The organism is Actinomycetota bacterium (assembly GCA_019347575.1).
In the GTDB taxonomy this organism is placed as follows: domain Bacteria; phylum Actinomycetota; class Nitriliruptoria; order Nitriliruptorales; family Nitriliruptoraceae; genus JAHWKY01.
Window position 1 is genome coordinate 122,953 of the sequence record JAHWKY010000007.1, and the last position, 26,923, is coordinate 149,875.

General features: G+C 69.2%; 27 protein-coding genes. 14 read left to right on the forward strand and 13 right to left on the reverse strand.

Features of this window, described 5'->3' with window-relative positions; translation table 11 throughout:
* Window positions 1–179 precede the first annotated feature (179 nt).
* From KY469_06500 to KY469_06515, 4 genes are all read left to right on the forward strand, one after another.
* On the forward strand, window positions 180–9,230 hold the full coding sequence (locus tag KY469_06500) for a DNRLRE domain-containing protein (protein ID MBW3662731.1): 9,051 nt from the start codon (window positions 180–182) through the stop codon (window positions 9,228–9,230).
* Complete coding sequence (locus KY469_06505; protein ID MBW3662732.1) at window positions 9,227–9,454, forward strand: hypothetical protein; 228 nt, start codon at window positions 9,227–9,229, stop codon at window positions 9,452–9,454. Before KY469_06500 ends, KY469_06505 begins: the two co-directional genes overlap by 4 nt.
* 80 nt (window positions 9,455–9,534) lie before the next feature.
* Window positions 9,535–9,741 carry a hypothetical protein gene (locus KY469_06510; protein ID MBW3662733.1) on the forward strand — a complete coding sequence of 69 codons (207 nt, stop codon included), beginning with the start codon at window positions 9,535–9,537 and terminating at the stop codon, window positions 9,739–9,741.
* A 27-nt stretch (window positions 9,742–9,768) separates the two neighbouring features.
* The gene (locus KY469_06515) at window positions 9,769–10,119 is read left to right on the forward strand and encodes a hypothetical protein (protein MBW3662734.1); all 351 of its coding nucleotides are present in this window, start codon (window positions 9,769–9,771) and stop codon (window positions 10,117–10,119) included.
* An 897-nt stretch (window positions 10,120–11,016) separates the two neighbouring features.
* Here KY469_06515 and KY469_06520 read toward each other — a convergent pair.
* Window positions 11,017–11,511 (reverse strand): CBS domain-containing protein, encoded by a 495-nt coding sequence (locus KY469_06520; protein MBW3662735.1) that lies wholly within the window; start codon window positions 11,509–11,511, stop codon window positions 11,017–11,019.
* 3 nt (window positions 11,512–11,514) lie between these two features.
* The gene (locus KY469_06525) at window positions 11,515–11,721 is read right to left on the reverse strand and encodes a rhodanese-like domain-containing protein (GenBank protein MBW3662736.1); all 207 of its coding nucleotides are present in this window, start codon (window positions 11,719–11,721) and stop codon (window positions 11,515–11,517) included.
* A gap of 124 nt (window positions 11,722–11,845) precedes the next feature.
* On the opposite strand from KY469_06525, the gene KY469_06530 reads away from it, so the two are divergent.
* Both KY469_06530 and KY469_06535 read left to right on the forward strand, forming a co-directional pair.
* A complete protein-coding gene (locus KY469_06530) occupies window positions 11,846–12,265 on the forward strand; it encodes a heavy metal-responsive transcriptional regulator (GenBank protein MBW3662737.1) in 420 nt (139 codons plus the stop codon).
* 57 nt (window positions 12,266–12,322) lie between these two features.
* On the forward strand, window positions 12,323–12,799 hold the full coding sequence (locus KY469_06535) for a hypothetical protein (GenBank protein MBW3662738.1): 477 nt from the start codon (window positions 12,323–12,325) through the stop codon (window positions 12,797–12,799).
* A gap of 103 nt (window positions 12,800–12,902) precedes the next feature.
* Here the strand turns inward: KY469_06535 and KY469_06540 are convergent, their stop codons facing one another.
* Together KY469_06540 and KY469_06545 are read right to left on the reverse strand one after the other, a co-directional pair.
* Window positions 12,903–13,787 (reverse strand): alpha/beta fold hydrolase, encoded by an 885-nt coding sequence (locus KY469_06540; GenBank protein MBW3662739.1) that lies wholly within the window; start codon window positions 13,785–13,787, stop codon window positions 12,903–12,905.
* Between the two features lie 19 nt (window positions 13,788–13,806).
* Window positions 13,807–14,700, reverse strand: a complete 894-nt coding sequence (locus KY469_06545) for an alpha/beta hydrolase (protein ID MBW3662740.1) — start codon at window positions 14,698–14,700, stop codon at window positions 13,807–13,809.
* A 143-nt stretch (window positions 14,701–14,843) separates the two neighbouring features.
* Between KY469_06545 and KY469_06550 the strand changes: the two genes are divergently transcribed.
* From KY469_06550 to KY469_06565, 4 genes are read left to right on the forward strand one after another with little or no spacing between them, the layout of a single operon-like run.
* Window positions 14,844–15,353, forward strand: coding sequence for a hypothetical protein (locus tag KY469_06550; protein ID MBW3662741.1), 510 nt, complete (start codon window positions 14,844–14,846; stop codon window positions 15,351–15,353).
* Between the two features lie 51 nt (window positions 15,354–15,404).
* Window positions 15,405–15,794: a DUF3179 domain-containing protein gene (locus tag KY469_06555; GenBank protein ID MBW3662742.1), complete on the forward strand. Its 390-nt coding sequence runs from the start codon at window positions 15,405–15,407 to the stop codon at window positions 15,792–15,794.
* Window positions 15,795–15,812: 18 nt separating this feature from the next.
* A complete protein-coding gene (locus tag KY469_06560; GenBank protein ID MBW3662743.1) occupies window positions 15,813–16,427 on the forward strand; it encodes a DUF3179 domain-containing protein in 615 nt (204 codons plus the stop codon).
* A 9-nt stretch (window positions 16,428–16,436) separates the two neighbouring features.
* Window positions 16,437–18,299 carry a glycoside hydrolase family 15 protein gene (locus KY469_06565; GenBank protein MBW3662744.1) on the forward strand — a complete coding sequence of 621 codons (1,863 nt, stop codon included), beginning with the start codon at window positions 16,437–16,439 and terminating at the stop codon, window positions 18,297–18,299.
* Window positions 18,300–18,424: 125 nt separating this feature from the next.
* Here the strand turns inward: KY469_06565 and KY469_06570 are convergent, their stop codons facing one another.
* A complete protein-coding gene (locus tag KY469_06570) occupies window positions 18,425–18,778 on the reverse strand; it encodes a DsrE family protein (protein ID MBW3662745.1) in 354 nt (117 codons plus the stop codon).
* A gap of 153 nt (window positions 18,779–18,931) precedes the next feature.
* Here KY469_06570 and KY469_06575 point away from each other — a divergent pair, with 153 nt between their 5' ends.
* Entirely contained in the window at window positions 18,932–19,210 is a 279-nt protein-coding gene (locus KY469_06575) for a formate/nitrite transporter family protein (GenBank protein MBW3662746.1), read from the forward strand.
* A 21-nt stretch (window positions 19,211–19,231) separates the two neighbouring features.
* On the opposite strand, the gene KY469_06580 is transcribed toward KY469_06575, so the two are convergent.
* The 5 genes from KY469_06580 to KY469_06600 form a co-directional block, all read right to left on the reverse strand.
* Entirely contained in the window at window positions 19,232–20,650 is a 1,419-nt protein-coding gene (locus KY469_06580; protein MBW3662747.1) for a radical SAM domain-containing protein, read from the reverse strand.
* 32 nt (window positions 20,651–20,682) lie between these two features.
* Window positions 20,683–21,009: an NrdH-redoxin gene (locus KY469_06585; protein MBW3662748.1), complete on the reverse strand. Its 327-nt coding sequence runs from the start codon at window positions 21,007–21,009 to the stop codon at window positions 20,683–20,685.
* A gap of 160 nt (window positions 21,010–21,169) precedes the next feature.
* Entirely contained in the window at window positions 21,170–21,910 is a 741-nt protein-coding gene (locus tag KY469_06590; protein MBW3662749.1) for a DsbA family protein, read from the reverse strand.
* On the reverse strand, window positions 21,907–22,176 hold the full coding sequence (locus KY469_06595; protein MBW3662750.1) for a zf-HC2 domain-containing protein: 270 nt from the start codon (window positions 22,174–22,176) through the stop codon (window positions 21,907–21,909). The genes KY469_06590 and KY469_06595 overlap by 4 nt, the downstream gene beginning before the upstream one ends.
* The gene (locus KY469_06600; GenBank protein ID MBW3662751.1) at window positions 22,173–22,739 is read right to left on the reverse strand and encodes a sigma-70 family RNA polymerase sigma factor; all 567 of its coding nucleotides are present in this window, start codon (window positions 22,737–22,739) and stop codon (window positions 22,173–22,175) included. Before KY469_06600 ends, KY469_06595 begins: the two co-directional genes overlap by 4 nt.
* Window positions 22,740–22,952: 213 nt before the next feature.
* Here KY469_06600 and KY469_06605 point away from each other — a divergent pair, with 213 nt between their 5' ends.
* From KY469_06605 to KY469_06615, 3 genes are all read left to right on the forward strand, one after another.
* The gene (locus KY469_06605; GenBank protein MBW3662752.1) at window positions 22,953–23,318 is read left to right on the forward strand and encodes a hypothetical protein; all 366 of its coding nucleotides are present in this window, start codon (window positions 22,953–22,955) and stop codon (window positions 23,316–23,318) included.
* 71 nt (window positions 23,319–23,389) lie between these two features.
* Window positions 23,390–23,566: a hypothetical protein gene (locus KY469_06610; GenBank protein ID MBW3662753.1), complete on the forward strand. Its 177-nt coding sequence runs from the start codon at window positions 23,390–23,392 to the stop codon at window positions 23,564–23,566.
* A 207-nt stretch (window positions 23,567–23,773) separates the two neighbouring features.
* Window positions 23,774–24,181, forward strand: coding sequence for an AhpC/TSA family protein (locus tag KY469_06615; GenBank protein ID MBW3662754.1), 408 nt, complete (start codon window positions 23,774–23,776; stop codon window positions 24,179–24,181).
* 12 nt (window positions 24,182–24,193) lie between these two features.
* Here the strand turns inward: KY469_06615 and KY469_06620 are convergent, their stop codons facing one another.
* From KY469_06620 to KY469_06630, 3 genes are read right to left on the reverse strand one after another with little or no spacing between them, the layout of a single operon-like run.
* Window positions 24,194–25,039, reverse strand: coding sequence for a cytochrome c biogenesis CcdA family protein (locus tag KY469_06620; GenBank protein MBW3662755.1), 846 nt, complete (start codon window positions 25,037–25,039; stop codon window positions 24,194–24,196).
* Complete coding sequence (locus KY469_06625; protein ID MBW3662756.1) at window positions 25,036–25,590, reverse strand: TlpA family protein disulfide reductase; 555 nt, start codon at window positions 25,588–25,590, stop codon at window positions 25,036–25,038. The genes KY469_06620 and KY469_06625 overlap by 4 nt, the downstream gene beginning before the upstream one ends.
* Window positions 25,583–26,845 carry a DUF3179 domain-containing protein gene (locus tag KY469_06630; protein ID MBW3662757.1) on the reverse strand — a complete coding sequence of 421 codons (1,263 nt, stop codon included), beginning with the start codon at window positions 26,843–26,845 and terminating at the stop codon, window positions 25,583–25,585. The genes KY469_06625 and KY469_06630 overlap by 8 nt, the downstream gene beginning before the upstream one ends.
* Between the last annotated feature and the right edge of the window lie 78 nt (window positions 26,846–26,923).

The window sequence follows — 26,923 nt, forward strand, 5'->3', positions numbered from 1 at the left end:
CCGCGCGGTTGATAGGAGATTCCGGGCAGCCTATTGACGGCGTAGCCCGGCTGGAGGAGGGTATGGGCCTCGTGCGTTTTCGGTACGGGCTCCCCTCGCCCGGTACTGGTCGCGCGGTTGAGACGGGGGCCCGAGACTGCTCGGGGTCGTGTTGGCTGCGCCAGCTTTGGAGCGTGGCCATGGTGGGGTCGAGGGGTCTTCGGTTCGGTCGTCTCGTCGCGTTGACGGTGGCGTTAGCGTTGCTGGTGCCGCTGGTGCCCGCGGTGGCGGTGGAGGCGCCGTCGGATCCCGACGGGCCTGTGGACGTCGAGGTGTCGGAGCCGGTGGAGTCGCTGACCGGCGAGGAGCCGGTCGATGACGTCCCCTCAGGTCGTGAGACTCCAACTGCGCCGCTCGAGACGCCCGACGCGCCGACGTCGGAGACGTCGGAGCCTGACGACACGTCGGGGACGACGGTTCCGGAGGTCCCGCTGGCGGTGGAGGTTCCCGCCGACGATCTGCGCGAGGGCGAGGTCGCCGAGTTGCGCACGCGGACCTCGCACACCGTCCGTCGTGACGATGGCCAGCTCGACACGCAGGTCGTGGATGGGCCGGTGCACTTCCGCGACCAGCAGGGGGCGTGGCGCCGCATCCGCTCCGAGTTGGTGCCCGAGGCGGTCGCGCCCGGGGCGGGCTGGCGCAACGCCGCGAACGATTTCGCGGTGCGGTTCAACCCGCAGATGACGCAGCGGTTCGCGCAGCTGACGGACCGGGCTGGGGCGCGCTGGTGGTGGACGCTGCAGGGTGCGACGGACGTGACCGGGACGGTGGAGGGCGCGACGATCACCTACCCGGGCGTGTTCCCGCAGGTGGACGCGGCCTACACGTCGTTGGCGACCGGGGTGAAGGAGACGTTGACGCTGCACGGCCCGCAGGCTCCCTCGACGTTCACGACCCGCATCGACACCGCCGGGGAGGATTGGCGCGCCGCCGAGCTGGAGGGCGGGTCGTGGGCGTTCTACCGCGCGCCCGCTACGGACGCGGTGTTCACGCTGTCCCCGCCGCTGGTGTTCGAGCAGCAGGCTGGTGTCGCGGGAGAAGACCCCCACGCGACGCTCGATGTCGAACCGGTCGAGGGCGGCTACGACCTGACCGTGACGGTCGATCCGGCGTGGCTGGCGGCGCCGGGACGGAACTGGCCGGTGGTGGTGGACCCGGTCGTCGACGTGGGCGATCCGACCAAGGACGCCTACTTCATCGCGTCGTGCTCGACCTGCACGGCGCGGGTGGGGTTCGAGCTGCCGGTGGGGACGACCGACGAGACCGTGTACCGCTCGGCGGTGGCGTTCGACCTGTCGGGCATCGCGACCGGGTCGGACATCACCAGCGCCTCGCTGCAGCTGTACTACGACGGCGGGTGCCTGCCCCTAACCGACATCACTCTCTCAGACCCGTCGAGCACGAGCCAGACCTCCTCGAGCGGGGCGACCGCCACGTGCGGGCTGGAGGACCATGTCCTGACCGTGCACGAGCTGTCACAGTCCTGGTCGGAGACCTCGACGTCGGCCGCCGTGTCGTCGTTCGGGTTCTCGCAGGCGTCGGCGACGGTACCGGCGGTTGGCACCAGGGGGTGGGTCTCGTGGGGCGTGACGAGCTCGGTGGAGGACTGGTATCTGGGGCTGGACCTGTCCAACGATGGCATGCTGATCAAGCGCAGCAGCGAGGGACCACGCAAGGGCGGCCCGAAGTTCGTGTCGCGGAACACCGCCGACGCGTCGAAACGGCCCCAGCTGCTGGTCACCTGGGTCGAGTCGGTCACTCTGGACGAGCCGGCCACGTTACGCTCCAACGGCGCCGAGCTGACCTGGTCGAAGTTCCTGGGCACGCAGGGCGACGGGTTCGCCTCCTACGAGGTCCACCGCAGCTGCCGGTTATGCTCCGGCAGTTTCTTCCCCTCGTCGTCGACACAGCTTGCGGTCATCGAGGACGCCGACACCACCTCGTTCACCGACACCACGGCCGGTCCGGGCCAGTTCCCCTACCAGGTCAAGGTGATCAAGGCCTCCGGTGCACACGCGACATCCAACCCACGCACCGTGACGTTGCCGGCCATCGGGCAGGTGCAACAGACGTTGCGGCCCGATCCGGTAGCGGGGACCGCCACGCAGATCACCGGCTACGACAGCGCACCGGTGTGCGTGAACCACGGCGCGTCGAGCCGGATGCTGGTGGGTGCGCGGGCGGACGCCACGACCCGCGCGCTGCTGCAATTCGACCTGTCCCACATCGCGTCGGACGCCCAGATCACCTCGGCCCAGCTGGGCCTGGAGCATGACCCGGTGTCGACCGGGCAGACCATCTCGGTTCATCCGGCCACGGCAGCCTGGGTCGAGGGCAGCGGAGATGGGACCTGTAGCGGTGACGGAGCGACGTGGCATGACCGTCGCGAAGGCGCGGTGACGTGGGAGACCGACGGCGGCGACCTCGACTCGACCGCCGCTTCGAGCCTGTCCAACGCAGCGGGGGATGTGGCGACCGACACGTTCAACCTCGCCGGGCTGGTGGAACAGTGGGTGGCGGGCACCCGACCCAACCACGGACTGGTGCTGTCCTCGTCACTGGGGTTGCCGGGCACCGATACGGCGATCAGCTACCTCACCGACGACGAGACCGCTTCGTGGGGCAAGCGCCCCACGCTGCAGCTGACCTACATCGATGGGTCGGCACCCATCGCCCCCCGGCTGACTCTGACGGGTGTTGACGAGGGTGGGACGGTGCGCGGTCAGGTCACCCTGCACGCCGACGCCACCGACGACCGCCGCGTCAAGCTCGTGCACTTCTACCTCAACGACAGCTACATCGGATCCGACACGAGCACACCGTTCGACCTGGCGTGGAACTCCACGACGTTCCCCAACACCACCGAGACCCACGGAGAGGCTGGCGCGCACGAGGAGTTCAAGGCGGTGGCGGTCGATGATGCCGGCAACGCGACCACGGCTCGCGGAGCCAAGGTACGCGTCGCCAACTCCACCCCGCCGACGGCGTCGATCACGGCGCCGCTGCAGGACGCGACCGTGGCGGGGGACGTGACTGTGTCGGCCACCGTCGCCGCGAACGCCCCGGCCTGGCTGACCCGGGCGGAGCTGTGGGTCGACGGGTGGCGCGTCGCCGAACGGTCCTGGACCGCCGGCGACACCGTCCCCCCCTCGGTGGAGTTCAGCTGGCCCACCCTGACCGGGTCGCGGCGCTTTTACGACGGCGTCCACGAGCTGACCGTGAAGGTGTTCGACTCCGAGACCGGCACCGGCACCTCCCAGACCCGCACCGTGACGGTGAACAACCGCGCCGTCAGCCGCTACTACGGCGACATCTCCGCTCCGCACATGCCCACCGACCTGCTCTACGACCCCGATATCAACCCGCAGCTGTCGTACACGTTCGACGCGACCGTGACCAACAACGGCCCCCTCGACTGGGGCACCATCCTGGGTGAGATATACCACTTGGAAGCGAACTGGATCGATTCGGCCGGCAGCGTCGTCGACGTGTCATCGGCAAGTTTGCCCCGGCTTCGATCGGGTGAATCGGTTACCGTGCCGATGACGGTCAGACCACCATCGCTACCGGCGGCAACCCATCGTGCCACGTACACGCTGCAACTGGACATCGTCGAGACCCTCGACCTAAGTGGTCACGACGCGCCCACCATCGTCACGTTCTCCTCGCGTGGGAACACGCCCAAGTCAGGCAACGCCACGGTGACCAAGGCCGAGTTCGCGCGGCAGCTGGGGCTGGAGAACCACCTCCACTACGTCGGCGAAGCCCTGGGTGGCGGGATGAGTCACCTGGTCAACGTCGCGACCGGCAACTCGCTGGTCAGCTTCACACCCTTCTCAGCCCCTGGTACCGGCCTCAACACGGTCGTCGACCTGGCCTACAACAGCCTCGAAGCCTCCTCCCGCTCACCTGTCGGGCACGGCTGGTCGCTGAACATCTCCGGGATGCAGCGCCTCGGCGAGCCGCTGGAGCTACACCCCAACGACGCCGACAAGAACGCGGGCCGCAACGACCGCACGATCGCGTTCACCGACGGCGACGGCACCGTGCACCACTTCACCGGCACCACAGCCTCGAACGATGCGGATGTGGTGTGGACCGAACCCGCCGGGGTCGACCTCTACCTGCGCACCTACCAGGGCCCCGACGCGTCCGACACCCGCTACTGGGCGATCACCCGCCCCGACCGGGTCACGTTCCTGTTCAACCGCGAGGGCTGGCCCACGGCGGTCCGGGACGGCAACGGCAACACGCTCACGTACGAGTACGTCGACCCCGACCCGGACGTGGCCGACGACGTGGGTTGGCCCCGCAAGCAGCTACATCGCGTGATCGATGCCGCAGGGCGGTCCTTCACACTGACCTACTACACCGCAGCGGACGCGCCGCACGCGCAGATTCGTGGGCTGGTCAAGGCCATCACCGACCACGACGGGTCCAGGCTGGAGTTCACCTACTACTACCACGACGGCAACCTGCGCACCATCACCCAGGTCGGCAACTCCGGAACCCAGCCGCGTCTACCGGCCGACGACCGGACCTGGACCTTCACCTACACCACCTCCAGCCTCAACGGCCCCGCGATACCTGGTGTCGCGGACCGTCGCGACCCCGACCCGGGTACTTCACCGCAATCCACGGCGCTGTACTCGGTCATCGACCCCCGCGACGGCGAGACCATCTTCGCCTACCACACCTCCGGGCGCGACAAGCGGCGCCTGGCGTCGCGGACCGACCGGGCGAAGCTCGTCGAGACCTACACCTACGCCGAAGAAACGCGGCGCGTCACCGTCACCGCCCCCGAGAACCGCGTCACCGTCTACAGCACCGATGCCCACGGCCGCATGGTGCAGCTCGAGGACCCCCTGAACCGGATCACCGGAGTGTCCTGGAGCGCCGACCACAAGGTCATCAAGGTCACCGAGCCCACGGAAGAGTTCACCACCTACGCCTACAACGCCAACGGGCTACCCACCTCCGTCGAAGACCAGCTCGGTAACAAGACGGTGCTGGAGTACACCGACCGGGCCGTGGCCGACCACACCACCGACACTCGCGACACCAGATCGCACATCTCCGACCTGGAGGCGGTCACCCGACCCGAAGGGGTCAAGACCACCGGCATCGACAACGACCACCGCTACACCTTCGGCATCGACCCGGCCACCGGCAACGTCTTGTCCGCGACGGTCCCAGGGGAACCTGGCAAGTTCCACACCACGACCTTCACCTACAACAGCAACGGGACCCTGGCGTCACGCACCGACCCGAACAACCACACCACGACCTTCCCCAGCTACCACAAGTCGGGACAGCCCATCAAGATCACCAACCCGCTGGGGCGGTCCACGCTGCTGTCGTACGACGATGACGGGCTGCTCACCGCCATCCAGGAACCCATCCACGCGACCAAGACGGGCACCCCGACGGCGAACTACCAGACCCAGCTGCACTACGACCGTTTCCACCGCCTCGTGCGCACCTCCACCCCCAAACACTACGCCACCAAGCGCGGGGTGCTGGTGTGGAACGGCGTCGCCTTCGACCCCAACGACAACGTCGAGGCCACGTTCGAGCCCGCCTACGGCGCCGACTACACCGCGGGCCCCGCGACCGGCACGGTGTTCGACGCGATGGACCGGCCCGTCACGGTCACCGAGCCCGACGACAACGACACCGCCGACACCAGCGACGACCACGTGACGAGGCTGGAGTACGACGAGGCGGGGCGCGTCGAAGCGGTCACCAGCCCACGGGGCACGGCCACCGCCAGGACGGACGACTTCCGCACCGAGTACACCTACGACGCGCTCGACCGGGTCGTGCGTCAGCGTCGCCTCGACGTCGACCAGGAAACCGGCACCGTCAACGACCCGGCCGACACCCACTTCTGCTACGACCTCGCCGGAGACCTGGTGTGGCAGGTCGCACCCAACGCCAAGCTCCTCGCCACCGTGGACTGCACTGCCACCTCGCCGCCCAGCCACACCACGGTCCGCAGCTACGACGACGCACACCGGCTGATCTCGGTCACCGACGCCGAGGACCACACGACCAGCTTCGGCTACAACGCCAACGACGAGCTGACCTCCCGCACCGACGCCGAGGGCGTGACCACCACCATCGACTACGACCAGCGCGGCCTGCCGGTCACGGTCACCGAGCCGTTCCAGGTCGACGCGTCCGGCGCATCGCTGCGCGACGCGGTCAGCCGCCACATCTACGACCCCGTCGGCAACCTCGAAACGGTCGTCTCGCCCCGCGGCTGGGACGCGTCGACGGACAAGGTCAGCTTCACCCACTACGTGACCCGCTACACCTACGACGCCGCCGATCGGCTCACCCGCGTCGCACTTCCCACCGATGCCACGACTGCTGCGTCGTTCGTGCACCGCCGCTACGACGACAACGGTCGCCTGACAGCTTCCACGCTTCCGGTGGCCGACGCGGTCCTTCCCTCCGGCGGATCGTTGCCGCAGGGCACGACCGTCGTCGGCTACTACGACACGGATTGGGTGCGGTTGCTCGACACAGCCCACGTGCCTGGCGCGACGCCGGCGCTGTTCGACTACGACGCTGCGGGACGCCAGGCCCTGCGTGTCGGGCAGCGAGAGGCGAGCTGGAGCTACACCGCCCGCGGACTGCTCCGCGAGCGCCACGACCGCGACGAGCAGGTGTCGCGGTTCGACTACGACGCCGACCGCAACCTGGTCAAGGCGCTCGAGGGCGGCGTTGAAGCGACCGGGATCGATCCGACCCTGGTGTGCTCCAGCTACGACGGCCGCGACCGGCCAAGCCAGGTCACCAGCGGCACCCCAGCCGCCAGCGACGAACCCGGCGTCGTCACGTGCAACTTCACAGGCGGTACCGACCTGACGACTCTCGACTACGACCTCGACGGCAACGTTACCCAACGGATCCTGGATGACGCGACCAGCCCGGCTCGCATGCAGACGCTGACGTACGACCAGATCGGTTGGCCCGCGACCTTCACCGATACCGGGCCCGACGGGCTGGGTAGCACCACCGACGACCTGGGCATCGACCACGACTTCGACGACGTGGGGCGGGAGAAGCAGCGCATCCTCAAGCGCTTCGACGGCACCGCGCTCATCCCTCACCAGACCACCACGTGGAGCTGGCACGGCAACGGCCTGCTCGACCAGCTCACCACCACGGTCGGCACGGACGTCGTCGAACGCCACACCGTCGGTTACCTCGATACGGCGGGGCGGTTCGTCAACGGCCACCGCACCAGCGACACCTTCCACCGCGCCGCCCCTGATACCGCGGTTCCGTGTCAGAGCCCCACCAGCCCGTGCACGGCCACCTACCGCTACGACGCGCGGGGCCGGCTCGTACTGGAGACCGACGGGCACGGCGGCACCATCAGCTACCAGCCCGACCTGATCGGCAACATCGAACGGATCGTCGACGACACCTCCGGCACCGCGGTGACCGTGCTGATGCAGTACCAGGGTGTCCAGCTCGAGCACGTCCAAGTCGACGGCGGTGCCCCGATCTACCACCACTATGACGGCGACGGCAACCTCGCCTGCACCACCTCGGTGGATGATGCGTCGCTGTGCCACCAGACCGCGAGCGGCAAGAGGGCTTCGGACGGGCTCGTCGCCGCCTACGTGTACGACAGACTCGACCGACTCGTCGCGACCCGCACCGTCCACCCCGACACCGGCAACGGCGCCAGCGTCGACGACACCGCCACTTTCCTTCACGACGCCCTCGACCGGCTCGTCACCATCGAAGAGACCCACTCGCCACCAGCCTCGGCGCCATCGTGGCCTGTCTGCTGCGAACCCTCGGACGGCGGCAGCACGCGCCTGACCGACCTCGCCTACGTCGCCCTAACCGATCTGGTCGCCAAGGAGACCCTCGACACGCACCGTTACGTCGGCGGGTTCGTCGGCGTCGAGCGCGAGCGGCGCAACCGCGTCTACTCCTACGACGCCGTGGGCAACCGCCTAGGGCTCGACATCGACAGCACCCTCGACTCCCGCACCCCCGAAGGCAGCTTCACTTTCGCCCACGACGTGCACGGCTCCACCTCGCTGCTGCTGGACGACCTCGGCGCTCCCGCCGCCAGCTACGGCTACCGCGCCTACGGCGCACCCGACCCGGCCCTGACCGCCGGAAACCACCTCGACATCGACCCCGACACCGACGCCATCGAAGACCTCGTCAACCCCTTCACCTACACCGGCAAACGGTTCGACACTGGCGCGAACCACCTCGACATGGGCGCCCGCCAGTTCTCCCCCAACACCACCCGGTTCCTCCAAGACGACATCTTCAACAACGCCCTCACCGACCTGAACACCAGCCTCGACCCCCTCACCGGCAACCGCTACGCCCTCGCCGGCGGCAACCCCCTCTCCTTCGTCGAACTCGACGGACGCCGCGTCACCGAGAACGGCGACGGCGGATCCATCACCTATGAGCCCACACGGATGTTCCGGCGAACGCCGCCGTCGACCGTTGCCACGCAATCCAAGCGAGGCTTCGTGCCGGAGTTCACCGCAGGCAGCTACTGCGCGTCAGAGTTCGGCGCCACAACGAACGAAGGCATCGCGTGTCTGCAGGCTGCCGAGGCCATCGGTGAGGCAGCCGACTTCTTCCTTACGGCCGCAGCGGTCGCCGAAGGGGTGCGAGCCGCTGGTGACACGGTCCTGTCCGTCCTTCCGGGGGGAGACTGCGTTCGCTTCGCAGGCGACCGCGACGCGACCAGCCTCGGATTCTGTCTCGCGGATGCGCCTGGCGGCCCGCTGGATGAGATAGTGGGAGCAGTCGCCGGCGGAATCCGCCGCATGGTTGACGAGACCGGCTCGGTTCGTAGAGCAGCAGGATTCCTTGGCCACTCTCTCGACGATCTTTCGGCCGCCGCTTCCCGGGCTGGCCCCGGTGAGTTGACGCTTGCAGGGCATAGCCTCTCCAAACACGCCGCCCGTCAGCGTTCTGCCAGCAAGCTCTTCCCCCCGCTACGAGGAGGGCCAGGCGAGATCAATAGGCTCGCACAGTTCCAGGTGGACGACATACTCACCCATCCGGGGTCGAGGGCCGTGCGCGGACACCGTGGCCGGTTTGGTGCCACGATCGAAGTGATTTCGCCCGATGGTCGCGGGCTTGTCTATAGCGGGTCTGGTAACTTCCTCTTCTTCGCGGAGTTCCCGTGATGGCGCACTTCGGCGACATCGAAGTTGGACTCTCCAGCCCTCCGGACCGCGATCAGCTAGTCGCTGACTTGCTTGTTGATCATGCACAGCTCGCAGAGGTACGCCTCGACTCCGGTGGCTTGGTCGTCGAAATCTATCCGCGCGCCGACGGGCGCCCATGGACTGTCGCAGAATCCGACCTCCAGGCAGCACTATCTGCTGCGGTTGAACTGTTAGGCGAATGATCATCGCGCACCGGTACTGATGACCGAGTCCGACGACAATGAGATGACACGGCCGACACCAACAACGAGACGTAACGAAGATGGAGGCGGGGCGCGTCGAAGCGGTCACCAGCCCACGAGGCACAGCCACCTCCAGGACCGATGACTTCCGCACCGAGTACAGCTACGACGACCTCGACCGGGTCGTGCGTGAGCGACGCCTCGACGTCGACCCGGAAACCGGCACCGTCAGCCTCCCGGCCGTCACCCACTTCTGCTACGACCTCGCCGGGGACCTGGTATGGTAGGTCGCACCCCGCGCCGGCCTCGTCAGCGTGGACTGCACCGCCACGTCCCCGCCCAGCCACACCACGGTCCGCGGCTACGACGACGCGCACCGGCTCATCTCGGTCACCGACGCCGAGGACCACACGACCAGCTTCGGCTACAACGCCAACGACGAGCTGACCTCCCGCACCGACGCCGAGGGTGTGACCACCATCGGCTACGACCAGCGTGGCCTGCCGGTCACGGTCACGAGCCGTTCCAGGTCGACGCGTCCGGCGCATCGCTGCGCGACGCGGTCACCCGCCACATCTACGACCCCGTCGGCAACCTCCAGACGGTCGTCTCGCCCCGCGGCTGGGACGCGTCGACGGACAAGGTCAGCTTCACCGATTACGTGACTCGCCACACCTGAACCACCCTGGGTTCGGTGGAGGCTCTGGGGTGCCTGGGGTAAAGTGGAGCTGTCCTGGGCCCACGGGACTACGCCATCGACGCGCGCATGACCTCGCAGCTGGCGGATGCTGCAAAGCCGACCGCGAGATCGCCAGGCGACAGCCGACCGGGACCCTGTCGTTCACTCCGACCGCAGAGGTCAGTTCCGCTCCGGCTCTCGTCGTTACCAGCGAGCCCTGCGCGCCCACGGCCTGACCGGTTCGATGGGGCGGGTGTCCGCCGCCGGGGACAACGCCGCGATGGAATCGATCTTCGCGCCGCTGCAGAAGAACGTGCTGAACCGCCAGGCCTGGACCACCCGAGACGAGTTCCGGCCCGCGATCATCACCTAGATCGAGCGGACCTACCACCGGCGCCGACGGCGACGCGCCCTCGGCAAGCTCACACCCGTCGAGTTCGAAGCCGTCATCGGCTACAACCGCATCACCGAAGCAGCATGACCCGCACAACTGCAGTCAACCAAAGTCTGGGCAGACCCGAATTGCAAGCGCAGAGATGAGGCTGGCCGGGACAGGCCCGGAACGTCGCTACCCCTGGCGAGCTCGGTGAACAAGCTGGAGATGCGCAGCCGAGCGTGCCAAGTCATGCCAAGTCATGCCAACCCTGGCCGTAGCGGGGCTGCCTCAACGGCCTCAGTTGTGCGTATCTCGCCGGGTTCGAGGAACGGTGCTGAACTTCTAATCCGTTGGTCGGGGGTTCGAATCCCTCCGGGCGCGCCGTACCCGACGGCCTCCCTCGCGGTCCGGCCTGAGTCCCGGGGCCGTATCGACTTCATCCCCCGATCCGGTCGGATATCAGGTCGGAACGGGTGACGAAGTTGCCGAGCTATCGCAGCGGTGGCTTCAGACGTGGTCGTGGTCGTGACCGTGTCCGTCGACGGCGTCAGCCAGGTCGGCCGTGACCGCGACTCCGATCAGCCGCCCCTCCTTCGTCGTCACGATCACCGATCCGGTCTCGGCGCGACGCATCCGCTCCAGCAGCCCCACCGGGTCCTCACTCGCCCGCACCGTCGTAGGCCCTTCGACGAGGACGTCCTTCACAGCCGCGTCCGGATCCGACTCGGCGTGACGTCGTAGCAGCTTGCCGAGAACCACTCGCTCATCGCCCAGGACGAGGGCGAAGCCCAGATCTCCGATGCGATCGAGCACGTCACCGGCGCGGTCGTCGAGCTGACACTCGGCCACATCGGTGCGCGCCAGCTCAGCCAGCAGGGGTCGGCCTTGCTGATCACCCTCGACCTCCCGGCCCGCGGCCAACCAGTCCTCCTTGCCTCCGGTGTACTCGTACACCTCTTCGAAGCCGTACTGCTCGAGCCGCCACGCGGCCCGCGGGCTCATGTCTCACAAGAAGCCGTTGCAGTACGTGACCACCGGCGCGTCGATGGCGAGGTCGGCCATCGCTCGGTCACGGGACAGCTCCTTGATCGGCAGGTTGATGGCGCCGGGCAGGTGCAGGTGCTCGTATTCGCGTGCCGACAACACCTCGACGAGCTGAGCGCCACGCGCGAGCAGCTCGATCAGACGATCCCGGTCCACAGCTTCGGGCATGCCGTCTCCTCTGGTCCGTGCGCCCACCATCGTGGAGTGCGCGGAGGGTCGCTGCATCCGAGGGAACACGCTACCTACGGTACGCGTTCCACCGCGCTGGAGGGTCAAGCCAGGAGGATGTCGGATGCTGATCGGTGAGGTGGCGTCGCGTACAGGCGTGACGACGAAGACGCTGCGGTTCTACGAGCGCCAGGGCCTGCTGCCGCGACCCCCGCGGACCCCGGGTGGGTACCGCGATTACGACACTGGTGCGGTGGATCGGGTGGCGTTCATCAAGGACGCGCAGGCGGCCGGGTTCACGCTCGCCCAGATCGGCGAGATCCTCGCCATCAGCGACGACGGCGAGCCACCCTGCGGTCACGTCACCTCGCTGGTGCAGAGGCGCCTCGACGAGGTCGAGCAGCGGCTGCGCGAGCTGCGGCAGGTCCGCAGCCAGCTGCGCGCCGTCGCCGAGCGTGCCCGTGACTTCGACCCGGCTGGCTGCGACGGGTTCTGCGGACTGATCCAGCGACCGCTGACAGACGTTGCTCACGATCGTGCTTGACCTTCCACCGTGGTGGTACCCCTACCGTGGGCCGCGCCCCCGACAGAGGACCCTCGCGTGAGCCTGACACCGCTGTTCGAGTTCACCTGGCAGGCCGATCCCTCCGCTGACACGGTCATCCCGCCCCAGGGTCGGGACGGCGCCCACCTCAGCGACGGGGCCGGTCGGGCCAGAGGCGAGCTGACGGGCACGATGCGGTTCTCCATGTACACCGGCGACTGCCCGCTCGATCCCGGCTACCTCGAGCTGGCTCAGGGAGAGCCCCGAGCCAGCGGCGATCACATCTGCACGGTCAACCCCGGCGCGCTGCTCGAGACCGACGACGGAGCGCTGCTCCAGCTCGACTTCCGCGGCTTCGGGCTGCGCCTGCAGTCGCGCGCACCGATGTGGTCGGTCAACGGTGCGCTGCGCGCGTTCACCCAGCACGAGAGCTACCGCTGGCTGACCGAGCAGCTGCTGGTGTTCGAGGGCGAGTTCGACGAGAGCACGGGGCGGGGCGACTACCGCGTGCTCGCCCAGGACCCACCGGCATGACCGCACCGGGCGGAACAGCCTCACCCTCGAGAGGGTTGCGCTGCGAGGAACCGCCGGCTGACGCTCGTCGTCGCGGGTGCGCGGTCGGGGAGGCACGCGTCCCTCAGTCGGGGAACCAGGACCGGATCGCCTCGATGATCTCGTCCGGCGCGTCCTCCCAGAGGTAGTGCCCGGCACCCTCGAGCTCGACCGTCCGGTGGTCGGGGAACGTGCGCTCGAAGCGTCGTCGCTCACGCTCCTTGAAGGCCTGGTCGGCGGTCGCCCACACGATCAGCGCGGGACGGTCGGCGACGCGGTCGAGGCCTGCGGCCACCTCCTCGAGCAGCGGCCGGGCGGCGTTGATCTCGCGCGGCATAACGTGGACCGGCTCCCGCGAGGCCGGGGTCGGGTGGGGCGCGGTGTACATCCGGTGCTCGGCGGGAGTCAGCTTGCGCCGACGGATGCCACCGGGGACGAAGACGCGCGCGAACACGTCGAACCGACGGACCAGCACGTGTCCCAGCGGGCCACCGAGCACGCGACCGAAGATCTTGGGGAAGGTCGCTTCGATCGGCCACGCCCAGGTGTTGCCGATGACGAAGGCACGGATCCGCTCCGGGTGCCGCACGCTCACGGCCATGCCGATGGGCCCGCCCCAGTCCTGCACGACCGGGGTGATGTCCTGCAGGTCCAGTTCCTCGACGAACCGCTCGACCATCCGCACGTGCTCGTGGATGCGGTAACCGTAGCCAGGTGGAGCGGTGGAGAGGCCGAAGCCGGGGTAGTCGAGCGCCACGCACCGGAACCGGTCGCCGAGACCCGAGATCAGGTGGCGGAACAGGAACGACCACGTCGGGTTGCCGTGCAACATCAGCAGCACCGGGCCCGTGCCCTCGTCGACGTAGTGGATGCGCGCCCCGTCGACGTCCAGCCAGCGGCTCTCGAACGGGAACAGGCTCTCGTCGAACCAGGCGGGGCGGGCCACGCGTGATCTCCTGAACGTGAACACCCCCGACGCTAGCCGCACCTCAGGTAGAAGATCCGCCGTCACACCAGGCGGCGACCTCGGCCGCGACCTGATCAGGGGCTGAGACCATGGGGAAGTGGCCGATACCGTCGAGCATGGCCAGATGGGTCGGGGCCCGAGCCCGCGCCTCGAACCGTTCGGCCATCACCGGCAGGGCCACCGGGTCGTCACGGCCCCACAGGATCAAGCAAGGTGCAGGGTGCCGCTCGATCGCGCCGGTGAACCGTGCCTCGCGAGCCTGGCGCTCGCGGATGTACCGGATGATGCGCGGCATCAGCCGGTCACCGTCACCGTGCCGCATCAGCCGCCACTGCGCATCGAGCTCCCCCCGTGGCGGCGGCGAGTTCGGACCGAAGACGTCGGTCAGACCCTGATCGAGCAGTCTTCGCGGCAGGCCCACCGGGAGCCTCCGGTCGGGCAGCGCCAGCAGCAGGCGCTGCCCGATGCGAAGGTGCGCCGAGCCGATGTAGATGGAACCGTTGGTCAGGACCCGGCGCCTGACGCGGAACGGCAGCTCGCCGTCGAGGTCCCGGGCCAGCAGTTCGCCGCCGACCGAGTCGCCCATGTCGTGGGTGACGAGGTCGATCTCCGCGAGACCGCGGGACACGATCAGGCTCTGGACGAGGTCGGCCTGCTCGCTGAGGCGGTACGGCTGATCGGGCTTCGAAGATAGTCCGAACCCGAGCAGGTCGAGCGCAAGAACGCGGCGGTCACGCCGCAGCGCCGGCACCATCAGCCGCCAGTCGTACGAGGACGTGGGGAAGCCGTGGACGAACACGACAGGCGGACCCGACTCCTCTCCGGTGACGGGCAGGTCGAGGGTGAACAGCTCGTGGCCGCGGATGACCTCGTGCTGTCCCAGCGCCCGCCACGCCGCGACGGGGTCGTTGGCCACTCAGGTTCCCCCCAGCTCTCTTCCCGTTCACGCTATCTCCCGGCGAGCGCCGGTCGACCGCCCCACGTGCCCGGCCGTTCGGACGGATGCGTACGCCGCCGGAGCGGGTTCCCCCCGGCGGACTGCCGACGAATGGAGCAACGATGGGTTCACGGCTGGTGCGGGATGCGTTGATCGGTGCTGTCGCTGGCACCGTCGGGACCTTGGCGATGGACCTTCTGTGGTACCAGCGCTACCGGTCGGGAGGTGGCGAGGATTCCTTCACCGAGTGGGAGTTCGTCAACTCGACGGAGTCGTTCGACGACGCCTCGGCGCCTGGCGAGGTCGGCAAGCGCCTGGCCGATACGGTCGGCGTCGACCTGCCCGACGAAGCGGCCGGTACCACGACCAACGTCATGCACTGGCTCACCGGCATCGGGTACGGCATCGGACACGGACTGCTACAGCGCGGCCGTGGCACGATCACGGGTGGCGTGCTGACTGGGGTCGGTGCCTTCACCAACAGCTACGTCACGCTGGGGGCGATGGGCGTGTACAAGCCCATGTGGGAGTACGACGCCCAGACGCTGATGAAGGATCTGTCGGCTCACATCGTGTACGGGCTGGCGACGAGCGCGGCCTTCGCGACGCTCACCTCCTCGGACGACGACTGACGTGATCGGTCGGCCACGGAATGGCGACCGTCGACGAACGGTTCCCGGGACGTGGACGGAAAAGGTGGCCTGGGCATCGTCGTCGCGATCGTGACGGTCGGCTTGGCGCTGCTGCTGGTCGCGATGCCCGTCCTGCGACAGCCCGGCGTCGAGGAGGCCGACACGCCTGATCTGGCTGTGAACGATCCCGACGAGGTGGCAGACCCGACCGAGACCGAGCCGCTGCCGCCCGGCTACCAGCGGGTCGTCTCGCGTGACTGCATACGCCCCATCTACGCCCCGCAGTTCCTCACCGCCACCGAGACGGAGTGGGACGAGGGCACCCTGGTACTCGGGGTCGCCCTGCACGGGGAAGCGCACGCGTACCCGATCAACGTGCTCAACCACCGGGAGATGGTCCTCGACCGGCTCGGCGGCACGCCGATCCTGTCCACCTGGTGACCGCTGTGCGCCACGGCGATGGTCCATCGCCGAGAGATCGACGGGGCGGAGGTGGTGCTGGGGAACCAGGGTGATCTCTACAAGCGCGCCATGACCTGGTGGGATCACGACACCGGCAGCGTGTGGAGCCAGCCCTCGGGCGAGGCCATCCTCGGACCGAGGAAGGGTCAGCGCCTGGAGCTGCTGCCGTCGACGCTGACCACGTGGGGCGCCTGGACGGCGGAGCACCCCGAGACGCTCGCTCTCGACGCTGGCGGCGGACCTACTAGCTTCGCGCTCGACGACATGCTGATCGTGGTCGATCTGGAACGTGGCGAACCCGTGGGTGTGCCTTACCTCGACCTCCAGGAGGTCACGGTGGTCAACGTCGAGGTGGCCGACACGCCGGTCGCGGTCGTGCTCGACCCAACGACGGGCTCGTGGGCGGCGCTGTCTCGCCAGCTGCCCGACGGACGTATCGTCGAACTCCAGGCCCGAGAGGGTGGACTGCACGCAGGCGACGGTCTGCGCTGGACAGCGCTCGGACGTCCGCTCGGTGGTCAGGCACCGCCGCTTCAGCCCCTGCCGTCGTTCACGAGCTTCCCCCGGGACTTCGCTGCCCACTTCCCCGGCAGCCGCATCGTGCGTGGCTGAGCCGGCGTCATGAGCGACCGCGCGATCGAGGAACACGCCTTCCTGTCCGACTCCCACTCCACCGCCCTGGTCAGGTTGGACGGGTCCGTGGAATGGCTGGCCTTCCCGCGCTTCGATTCGCCCAGTGTCTGCGCCCGACTGCTCGACGACGAGGCGGGCCACTTCCGCGTGGGCGTCGCCGGCGAGACGGAAGTGACCCGACGCTACATCGACGGCAGCCTTGTGCTCGAGACGACCTTCCGCACCCCAGATGGGGTGTTGCGCCTGACCGACGCGTTGGCGCTGGGGGTCGGCGAGCGTGGGCACGAACTCGGCCGGGACGCGCCGCATGCGCTGCTCCGCCACGCCACCTGCACCGAGGGCCAGGTACGTCTGCAGGTGGAGTTCGCCCCCCGCCCCGAGTACGGGCTGACGCGGCCACTGCTGTGCCACAGCGAAGGGGGAGTCGTGACCCGCGGGAGCCCCGACGCGCTCGCCCTGACGACCGACGTCCAACTCGCGGTCGACGGTGGGACCGCCGGCGCGGAGCTGGAACTCACGGCCGGCGACGAGGCGAGCTTCGTCCTGCAGTGGTCACGAGCGTGGGAAGGCGAGCCTGCCGCGTGGCATGCCGACGACGTACGCGACCGGATCGACGACACGCTCGAAGCATGGTCGTCGTGGGCGGAGCAACATCAGGGCTACGACGGCCCCTGGCGCGATCTGGTCCGCTTCAGCGGAGCGGTGCTGCAGGGACTGACCTTCCAGCCCACCGGAGCCATCGTGGCCGCGCCGACGACGTCGCTGCCCGAGACCATCGGCGGGGGGCGCAACTGGGACTACCGCTACGGCTGGCTGCGCGATGCGTCGATGACCCTCGACGCGTTGTGGGTCGCGGCCTGCCCCGACGAGGCGAGCGCCTTCGTATCGTGGCTCGTCGGGGCGGCCGCCACCGACATGCACAGCGACGCGGCGATACAGATCATGTACGGCATCGCGGGTGAACACGACCTCGCGGAACGGACCCTCGATCATCTGACCGGCTGGCGCGGCTCCGGTCCGGTCCGCATCGGCAACGCCGCCTTCGACCAACGCCAGCTCGACGTCTACGGCGAGGTGCTCGACGCCGTCTTCCGGCTGCGCGAGCAGCTCCTGCCCCTCGACGGGGTGACGCGCCGGTTCCTGGTCGACCTCGCCGACGCGGCGGTCCGTGACTGGCAGGAGCCCGACCAGGGGATCTGGGAGGTCCGCGGCGGTCCCCGACACTTCCTGCACTCCAAGCTGATGTGCTGGGTCGCGCTCGACCGTGCGCTGCAGCTAACTGACGACCTCCACACCTCGCACGAAGACGTGCAGCGCTGGACCGAAGCCCGGCGGGCGATCCGCTCCGCGATCCTCGAGCGCGGCTACCACGACGGCATCGGAGCGTTCACCCAGGCGTTCGGTTCCGACGTACTCGATGCCAGTGCGCTGCGAATCCCGCTGGTGGGGTTCCTGCCCGGCGACGACGCTCGGGTGCGCTCGACCGTGGCGGCCATCGAGGAGCGGCTGACCGACGATGCCGGGTTCGTGTACCGCTACCGCCACCACGACGGACTGGCCGGCGAGGAGGGCACGTTCCTGCTGTGCACCTTCTGGCTGGCGCAAGCGCACGCGATGGCGGGCGAGGTCGAGCGTGCCCGGGAACTGTTCGAGGCCGCCATCGCCGTGCGCAACGACGTCGACCTGCTCGCCGAGGAGTACGGCGAGGGACAGCTCTTGGGCAACTTCCCCCAGGCCTTCAGCCACGTGGGTCTCGTCAACGCTGCCTGGGCGATCACGGAGGCCGAGCGTGCCGGCCAGGCACGAGAGCACCCGACAGAGCACCGTGGCGACGCCGGAGATGCGGCATGACGGACCCTCTCCCGATCCCGTCTGACGACCACCAGGACGGCGCCGGCTCGGACTGGTGACCTCTTCGGTCCGCTACCCCGCCTGCCACGACGTTCGCGAGCGACTTCGTTGCGGTGGGTGCAGCGTCAGAAGGTCAGGACCTCGTAGCCGTCCTGGAGCAGGGTGCGGAAGCTGGGGTGGCGCTTGTACTCGTCCAGCAATCTGATGCCGGCGTTCTCGACGTCTTCGGTGGCGTCGAACGCTTCGGCGCAGTAGCTGCACGCGCCCGCGATGACGTCCTCCACGGACTCGTAGAGCCGATGAGCTTGGTGGTCGGTGTCGGACAGCTCGCCGGGCCAGCGTGTTCCCGCGCCGTCGAAGATGAGCTTGACGTCGTCGCCGGCGTCGTGGAACTCCTTCACGGCGGTCATGGCGTTGACGACACGAGCGAGGTTCTCGTGGGTCTCGGTGTCTGCGAGTACGACGGTAGCGACCTTCATGGCATCTCCCGGTGTTCGTAGGTGTCGTTCCTAGTGTGCTGCCCTCCGTGGACCCATCAGTCGCTGTCACCGACCGCATGGTCAGCCGTCATGGGGCGGCTGCTGGCGACGAGAGTGAGCACACGAAGCGGGGTGATGAGGTACGCATCGAGGATGGCGCCCGAACCCGCTGTCCGGGAGATCGCCAGCATCATGCTGGCCGTCACGACGTTCGTGGCGGCGAACCTCCAGCACAGCCCGGCCAACATGGGCTACTTCGCGCTGTGGATGGCCGAGACCGCGCAGGGTCCCGGCTGGGCGACGGCGCTGGGCTGGAACATCGTCCCGGCCGGGATCGGCAACATGCTCGGTGCTGCCGTCCTGGTCGCGCTGCCGTTCTGGTACGTGTTCCGCCCTTCGGCGGGCACGGGCGACGAGCGCGCGGGATCCTGACCTCTCGGCGCCCTGCGTGGGTCAGTTGACGGATCGCGGACGTGCGCGTGAGGGGAGCAGCGGGATCAGCTGCTGGTTCTCGGCCGGGTCGAGCACGCTGTGCTGGACGCACGCCGGGACGACACGGTCCGATGCCGGGTGTGCCATCCCGTACGCGCACGCGCGCAGGCGCTCCTGCGTGGCGCGCGTGTCGGCGTCCTCGGCGTCGACGCCGCGCTCCATCAGCTCCCACGCGCGGCGGACGGCGGCTGCGTCCATGAAGCGGTGCATGACGTAGGTCGTCGCCAGGATCGGTGGTCTGCTCCGCCGCTCCGGTTCATCCAGCACGCCAGGGGCGGCACGCGCCAGGAATCGCGCGACCCATCGCGTCAAGACGATCGCATCGGTCGGATGTCGGACGAGCGAGCGTGCCGCGCGGGCGAGCTTGACCGGCCACGTATCCAGACGCAGGTTGGCCGGGATCGCCTGCAGGTAGGCGTCGCGGGCCCGCAGGTCACGGGGGTCGAGGTCGTCGAACACCGGGACGTAACGCCGACCAACCCACACGCCCCAGGTGGAGCGGTTGCAGCGCTCGTCGCCGGCCTGGAGCACCCGGAACGGCAGACGACGTCCCACGCCGCGCTCGATCTCCCGCCAGACCCGCTCGTCGGTCAGCTCACGGTAGCCCTCGCCCCAACGGCGCTCGTCGCCGACGTAGGCGGCCGGCTGGAACGAGGCCATCCGGTACCCCAGGCGGCGGCAGACCCGTACGACCTCGGCGATCTCGTCGACGTTGTCGGGCGTGACCGTCATGTTGTGCGCCAGGTAGCTGCGGACCCCGTGACGCTCGCGCAGGCGCCGGAACATCACCGCGATCCGTGCCCGCTCGTCGTGGAGCTCGGCCTCGTTGGCCGGCCTCCTGACCGCGCGACGGCCGCGCATCGTGGAGTCGATGTGAACCGCGAACGACACCGAGTCGAACCGCGGCTGCCCGTCGGCATCGAGCACGACCGCTTCGAGGTAGTCGTCGTCGAAGTCGCCGTGCGTGAAGCTCATCGGGATGCGACCGTGACGACGCATCACGGCGAGGGCCTCGGCGTGCGCATCGGGCGGCAGCAACGAGACCTCTCCACCGATCAGCTGGGCGTACTGGCCCGGTCCACGGCGCTGTCGCAGGTAGGCCATCTGGCGATCGACCTCGGCGATGGTGTGGGAACCGTCGATAGGAACCCGGTTCGCCTCCGCTCCGTGGTAGCAAGGCTCGCAGCCGAAGTCGCAGGAGGGGAAGACCCCGTGGGTCGCCTCGCAGCCGGTGAACTTGCGACCCACCATCTGCGCCGGCGTCCGGACACGTTCGGGCAGCTCTGCCCAGCGTTCGGCGTGCGCCGCGGCGACCTCGTCATCCACCGGCCGCGTCGTGAGTTCGATGTCACGCAGACGTCGGCGCGACCGTTCCCACACGGCGCGGACCGCGAATGCTCGACGGTGGCTGCTCACCCGCCCAGGACCCTCGTGACCGCCCGCGCGAGCAATCCGGGACGGGGCGGTTCGTAGCCCTCCGGGAGACGCTCCGGCAGCTCGGCCGCGACCGTCCGCAGCACGTCGGGGATCGAGGGGTTGACCAGGGCCACCGCGCCGATCCGTACGGTCGGGACGGTCTCGTTCCCCCCAGCGACGCTCCGGACGAAGCGCGCCGCAGCCTCGTCCTGCCAGATGTCGACCCGGTCGAAGGCGAGACCGCTGCGCTCGAGCCCGAGTAGCAGCGATGCGCAGAAGCCGCACCCGGGACGCCAGTAGACGGTGATGCTGTTCGCCGTCACGGGGCTACCTCGACGATGGGTTCGGCACTGTGCGACCTCCCGATGCTGGCCGCGGAAGGAGCCCGGGCCCACCGGTGTTCCTGTCCGGTCGGGCAGGGAACCGAGGTGGTCGACGGCTTGTTCCACCTCGCGTGCTCACCGGGATGTGGCGACCGTGGGATCAGCAGATCCCGCTGGCCGGATCGCAGGTAAGGCCCGAACCGACGTCGCCGTACCGCTCCTCGAGCCAGCGCGCGAGTGCTGGCTCGAGTTGGTCGCCGGGGACGTACCCGCGCGTCACGACCGCGAGGTCGTCACCGTCGCGCAGAAGCACGGTCGGGAACCCTGCGACGCCGAGGTCCCGTGCCTGCTCGATGTCCCTCCGCGTCTGCTCGAGCGTGGCCGGGTCGTGCAGTACCTGGCGGTACTCGTCGCGGTCGGCGTAGAAGCCCTCCAGCAGATCGGGGAAGACCGATAGGTCGGTGACATCGACGCCCTCGACGTAGAACGCCCGGTGAACGCGAGCGAGCCACCGCAGCGTGTTTTGCGGAGCGAGCTGGCGCAGGGCGACCACCGCACGGCAGGCCGGTTCGGTGTCGTAGGCCCACCCCTCGTGCTCCAGGGCCGCCGTGGTGAACCGCTGGCCGGTCGTCTCGGCGACCTGCCGCCAGTAGCGCCCCATCGCGACCCGCTCGGGGGCACCCATCGGTTCGGCTCTACCCCCGGTCCTGAGGCCGCCCATGATGGTGCGCAGAGGGATGTCGAGGCGAGTGTCGAGCCGCTCGAGGACGGGGGCGAAGCCCCAACACCAGCTGCACATGGGGTCGCCGACGTAGATCAGCTCGAGGTCAGGCCGGGCCGCTCGGCCGAGACCGAGATCGAGCTGCTCGCGTCGCTGCGTGCGTTCGGTCACAGGGATCACGTGGCCTCGTCGGCGGTGAGTCCCTCCGCGAACGTCCGCAGCCGTTCGACGGCGTCCGGGTCGGGTGCTGTGGACAGTTCCGCGAGCGAGCGCTTGACCTCGCGGTAGACGGACGCCTCGATGCCGCAGCGCTCGCAGTGCTCGAGGTGCACGGCGACGAGGTGGGTCTTGGACTCGGGTAGTTCGCCGTCGAGGAACGATTGCAGGACCTGTGCGACCTCGCGGCAGTCGGGTGGTAGCACCAGTCGGCGCAGTTTGCGGATCATCGTGTTCCCCCATCGAGGTACCCGGCCTTCTCGAGCCGGGTTCGGAGCTTGTTGCGGGCGCGGTGGAGGCGGCTCATGACGGTCCCGATCGGGATGTCGAGGACCTCGGCGGCCTCGCGGTACGACAGCCCGTCGATGTCGACCAGGGCGATCACGGCGCGGTGGTCGTCGGAGAGGCGCTTCAGCGCGACGACGAGGGTGTCGTCGGGGATGCGGTCGAGGGCGGCCTCCGCGGCGCCGTCGGTGCGACCGGCGGACCCAGTGGCGGGCATGGAACCCAGGGTGCGTTGCTCGTCCCAGAGCAGGTCCGGGGTGCGCTTGCGGGCGCGGTTGATGTTGCTGTTGCGCAGGATCGTCAGCAGCCAGGCGCGGGGGTGACGGCCGTCGAAACGCTCGATGGCGCGGTAGGCCCGCAGCAGCGTCTCCTGGACCACGTCCTCGGCGTCGTGGGGGTCGCGGGTCAGGCGCATGGCGACGGCGTAGAGCAGCTCGAGCTCCGGGACGACGTAGGTCTGGAACGCCTCGTCGCGGGCGTCGGGTTGGCGGGTCTCGGTGGGGCTCACGATCGCTGAAACCGGATCGGGCCCCGTCGCATTCCGTCGCTCGGGATGTCCCGGCGTCGTCGACACGATCGCGAGCGTAGTGTGACGGCAAGGTCACGCAGGGGTTCCCCGAGTCGCGCGACAGACCGTCGAGGCGGATGGATGCCAGACGTGCCGCTGCGTGTTGACTCGGGGGCGGAACGAGATGGTCGAGCGCGACCAGGAGGCAGCATCGTGCGAACCGGCCGGGACGCGGCGCTGTCGGCGAGCGTGAACGAGGAGCACGACCAGCCCCTCCCTGGCTGGGCTCTGGCCGGCGGAGCGGTGACGTTGCTGGCGGTGACGCTGGAACTCCTGGGCAGCGTCCTGGGCGACTCACCCTCCACCGGCTATCCCGGCTGGCTGGTCCCGATCGCATGGCCTACCGCGGTGAGGGTCGCGTGGTGGCTGGTGGCGACTGCTGGTGCGGCCGCCACCAGCCACGGCCTCGCCCACGCGGCGGGGCGCCGCGGCTACGTGCGGACCGTCGTCGTCGCCGCCCCCTTCCTGATCTTCGCCGTCGGGATCGCGCTCGGCGCGGAGTGGGCAACCTGGCACTAGGCAGGAAGCGATGACGAGAGCGGGGGGTTCCGAGGTGTGAGCCACGCCCCGCGTCGATCCCGGACACCCACGTGAACGAGCTGCTGTTCCCGCGCACCGATGCCGGCGTGCTGGTGCAGGTGGTCGTGCTCGCCGCGATCGTGGCGACCGCTCTCTGGCGGACGTGGGCGAACCCCGACCTGCGCCTGCTGGTGGTCGGCTCCGGCCTGCTCGGGTTCGCCCTTATGGGGTTGCGCGCAGCACACTGATCGTTCCACTGGGGCGATCGACGCCGCCACCTGAGTCGGGAGGATCGGATCGTGTCAGCGAACCCGCCCGCCGCCGGTGAGCCCGCCCCCGCTCTGCGGCTGGCCGATCTCGACGGCACCGTCACCGATCTGCGCGACCTCCGCGGTAGGCCGGTGCTCGTCTCGTTCCTGCGCCACGCCGGTTGACTGATCTGCCACGCGCACCTCGTGAAGGTGCACGAGCGGGCGGGACGCCTCGAACGCCTGGACGCCACCGCGATCTTCGTCGTCCACGACACCCCGGAGCTCGTCCGGGCGGGACTGCTACGGGGCGTCGAGCGGCCGCAGCGCTTCCCCGTGCTCGTCGATCCCGAGCGCGCCGCGTACCGCGCGTGGGGGCTCCGCCGGGCGCCCTGGTGGCGGGTCTGGCTCGACCCCGGCGTCTGGCGCCGCTACGCCGCGCTGCTCGCCTCGGGGCAACGTCTCCGGCGTTCCGGTGTGGACACGCTCCAGCTTGGCGGGGACTTCGTCGTCGCCCCGGATGGGACCGTCGCGTACAGCCGTCCGCAGCGTCGCGACGACCGCCCACCTGTCGGGGAACTCGTCGCGATCATCCAGCGCCTACGTACGGCGTGACCGGTCGCGGTGTCACTGCGTCGAGTCGCGGCCCCCGCGCAGGGTGTAGAGCAGGGCCAACGCCGCCAGCGCCCCGAGCGCCCCGCCCCACAACAGGGGCCGATCTCCGATGAGCTCGGTCACCCGCGACGACCAGGTCTCCACCAGCGTGATCGGTCCCGAGGCAGCGAGCGGATCGGAGAGGTTGGCGATCCAGAACCAGACGATGTACGCGCCGGCCAGCAACAGGATGGCGCCGGACACACGGTTGACGTAGCGCGCGGAGCGGCGCAACCGTTGCACCAGCCCGCGCTTGCCCAACGACAGCGCCAGTGTGACGACCATGAGGACCAGCGCCATCCCGATCCCATAGACCACGAAGAGCAGGATCCCGCTGATCAGGTTCGTGCTGGGGATGGCTCCGGCGACCACGGCGAGGAAGATAGGAAGCGTGCACGACAGCGAGGCCACGGCGTAGCTGACGCCGAAGGTGAACACCGCCGAGTAGCGTCGCCCCTCGCTGGCACGAGCGAGCTTGGGGAGGCTGACGACCGGCTCGTACCCGGCGAGCATCGCGATGCCGAGGACAGCGACCGCGCCTCCGATGACGATGGCCGCCCACGGGATGAGATCGATGATGGAGCGGAGCCCGGCCGTCACGAGGACGCCGACGACGCCGAACACCAGCAGGAACCCGCCCGAGACGACCGCACCGATGGTGAGCCCGCGACCGAGGGCGGCTCGGCGGCTCGTGTCGGCGTCGTCGTCGGTCAGACCCATGAAGTAGCTGAGGTAGGCGGGCAGCATCGCGAAGCCGCACGGATTGACCGTGGCCACAAGCCCGGCGGTGAAGGCCAGCGCGAACGGCGCCTCGATCACGTCGTCGCGTCGATATCGATCCCGAGCTGGTCGTGGATCTCCTCCACGAGCGCGTCGCGGGTGAGCAGGCCGGTGTGGCGTCCGACCACGTCGCCCGACGCGTCGACGAAGAACGTGGTCGGCATGCCGAACACGCCGAGTTCGCGGAACAGCTCGCCGTCGGGATCGCGGACCAGGTCGTAGGTGACGCCTGTCTGCTCGACGAGGTCCTCGGCCGCGTCAGGCGTGTCCTGCGTGTTGATGCCGATGAAGGTCAGGCGGTCGCCCGCGAGCTGGTGCACCTCCTCGAGGTCGGGCATCTCGGCGATGCAGGGCGGGCACCACGACGCCCAGAAGTTCACCACGAGCGGTGTCCCGACGTAGTCGGCGAACCTCACGGTCCCTCCGTCGAACGCCTCGATGGGGCCGGAGGGCAGGGCCTCGGTAGACGGTGACGCGGCATCGGTCGCGGTGTGGCGCGCGTCGCCTGCATCATCGGCGCCTCCGCCACAGGCGGCCAGGGCCAAAGTCGCCCCCGCGAGGACCGCGACGACCCGACGGAGGTCACGCATCGGACGCCGTCCCGACGATCTCGGTACCGGGTTGGAACGCGAACCACACGAACCAGAACGTGTCGTCGCGCGCCACGGGCTCGAGCTTCGTTCCGGCCAGCTCCCCGGACGTCGCCTCGCCCAGAAGGTCCCAGGTCGAGCCCGTCTGCGCGTCCACGAACGACGACGGATCATCGGGGTCGACACTGAACTCCAGGACGGTCCCGTCCTCGAGTCGCGGGACGAACGCTCCAGTGGAGCCAACGTCTTGCCCCGCGTCCACCGACGGCTCGTCGAGGGCGCTCGCCTGACCAGCCGCCCACCAGACGGTGACCGGCTCGCCGTCGACGTCGACCTCGACGACTCTCTGCTCACGCATGTGGTCGAGCGTCACGGCGACCGGATCACGGTCGGTCCCCAGTCCGATGACGCGGCTGTTGGGCGGGAGCCGATCGTCTCGCGGTCCGTCGAACAGGAACTGGTCACCCGCAGCCTCGTAGCCGGGGTAGGGGTTCCTGCCGTAGTCGCGACCCGGCATGCTCTCGCGCGAGAGGACGTGACCTTCGGGCGCTGCCCGGACGAAATCCTCCCAGCCGAGCAGGGAGGTCGGCACGCGCACGAGCTCGGTCCCGAGGAAGCCCTCACCGACCACCCCCCGGCCGGTGAACTGGGTCCACAACGTCTTGGTCTGGCGGTCGTACATCACCAGGTTCGCCTGGAACAGTTGGCCCGACGTGCCGAAGTCGAGGACCTGGCCCTCGACCGTGCGCTCGAACGCGAGTCCGGAGTTGCACAGCGGGCAGTAGGTGACGACGAGGGGCACGCCTCCGACGACGTCGTTGACGATCTCGTGCTGGGTCATGATCGCCAGCGGGTACGCACGCTGGTCGCCGTCGACCTCGACGACCATGACGGGGCTCTGCGGCTCGAGCCACTCGTCCGCAGCAGCCACGGTGTCGAAGCACGGATCGTCGATCGGCTGGATACCGTCGGGGGGCGGGCCCCCGCTGATCACCTGGTCGAAATCGAACCCGTCGAGGACGGCGGGATCGGGCAGCAGCCACGGGAACTGGGCGTCCTCGTCCACCGGCGCGTTGGGAACGTCGCCGTTCTCGAACTCCGAGAGCGCGATGCACGTCCTCGCATCCGCCGCGGCCTGGTCCGTGCCGTGCCCACCGTCAGCGGGAGCGACCTCCGTCCCACCACCGCCGCCGCATGCGGCGGCAACGAGGGCGAGCAGGGCGGTGGCCGCCCCGAGGCGGAGGATCCTCGCCACGAGCGCTCCAAGGTGTCGGGACAGAGGCAACCCGCGAGGTCTCGGCACTGTTCCGCGCTGACCCCGAACGACCGTCAG

What these genes read in the sequence shown, in the direction of transcription:
- KY469_06500 (MBW3662731.1), top strand. Translation starts at nt 180, where the DNA reads ATGGTGGGGTCGAGGGGTCTTCGGTTCGGTCGTCTCGTCGCGTTGACG.
- KY469_06510 (MBW3662733.1), top strand. Translation starts at nt 9,535, where the DNA reads ATGGAGGCGGGGCGCGTCGAAGCGGTCACCAGCCCACGAGGCACAGCC.
- KY469_06520 (MBW3662735.1), bottom strand. Translation starts at nt 11,511, where the DNA reads ATGAGCCCGCGGGCCGCGTGGCGGCTCGAGCAGTACGGCTTCGAAGAG.
- KY469_06525 (MBW3662736.1), bottom strand. Translation starts at nt 11,721, where the DNA reads ATGCCCGAAGCTGTGGACCGGGATCGTCTGATCGAGCTGCTCGCGCGT.
- KY469_06530 (MBW3662737.1), top strand. Translation starts at nt 11,846, where the DNA reads ATGCTGATCGGTGAGGTGGCGTCGCGTACAGGCGTGACGACGAAGACG.
- KY469_06550 (MBW3662741.1), top strand. Translation starts at nt 14,844, where the DNA reads ATGGGTTCACGGCTGGTGCGGGATGCGTTGATCGGTGCTGTCGCTGGC.
- KY469_06560 (MBW3662743.1), top strand. Translation starts at nt 15,813, where the DNA reads ATGGTCCATCGCCGAGAGATCGACGGGGCGGAGGTGGTGCTGGGGAAC.
- KY469_06565 (MBW3662744.1), top strand. Translation starts at nt 16,437, where the DNA reads ATGAGCGACCGCGCGATCGAGGAACACGCCTTCCTGTCCGACTCCCAC.
- KY469_06570 (MBW3662745.1), bottom strand. Translation starts at nt 18,778, where the DNA reads ATGAAGGTCGCTACCGTCGTACTCGCAGACACCGAGACCCACGAGAAC.
- KY469_06575 (MBW3662746.1), top strand. Translation starts at nt 18,932, where the DNA reads ATGGCGCCCGAACCCGCTGTCCGGGAGATCGCCAGCATCATGCTGGCC.
- KY469_06595 (MBW3662750.1), bottom strand. Translation starts at nt 22,176, where the DNA reads ATGATCCGCAAACTGCGCCGACTGGTGCTACCACCCGACTGCCGCGAG.
- KY469_06625 (MBW3662756.1), bottom strand. Translation starts at nt 25,590, where the DNA reads ATGCGTGACCTCCGTCGGGTCGTCGCGGTCCTCGCGGGGGCGACTTTG.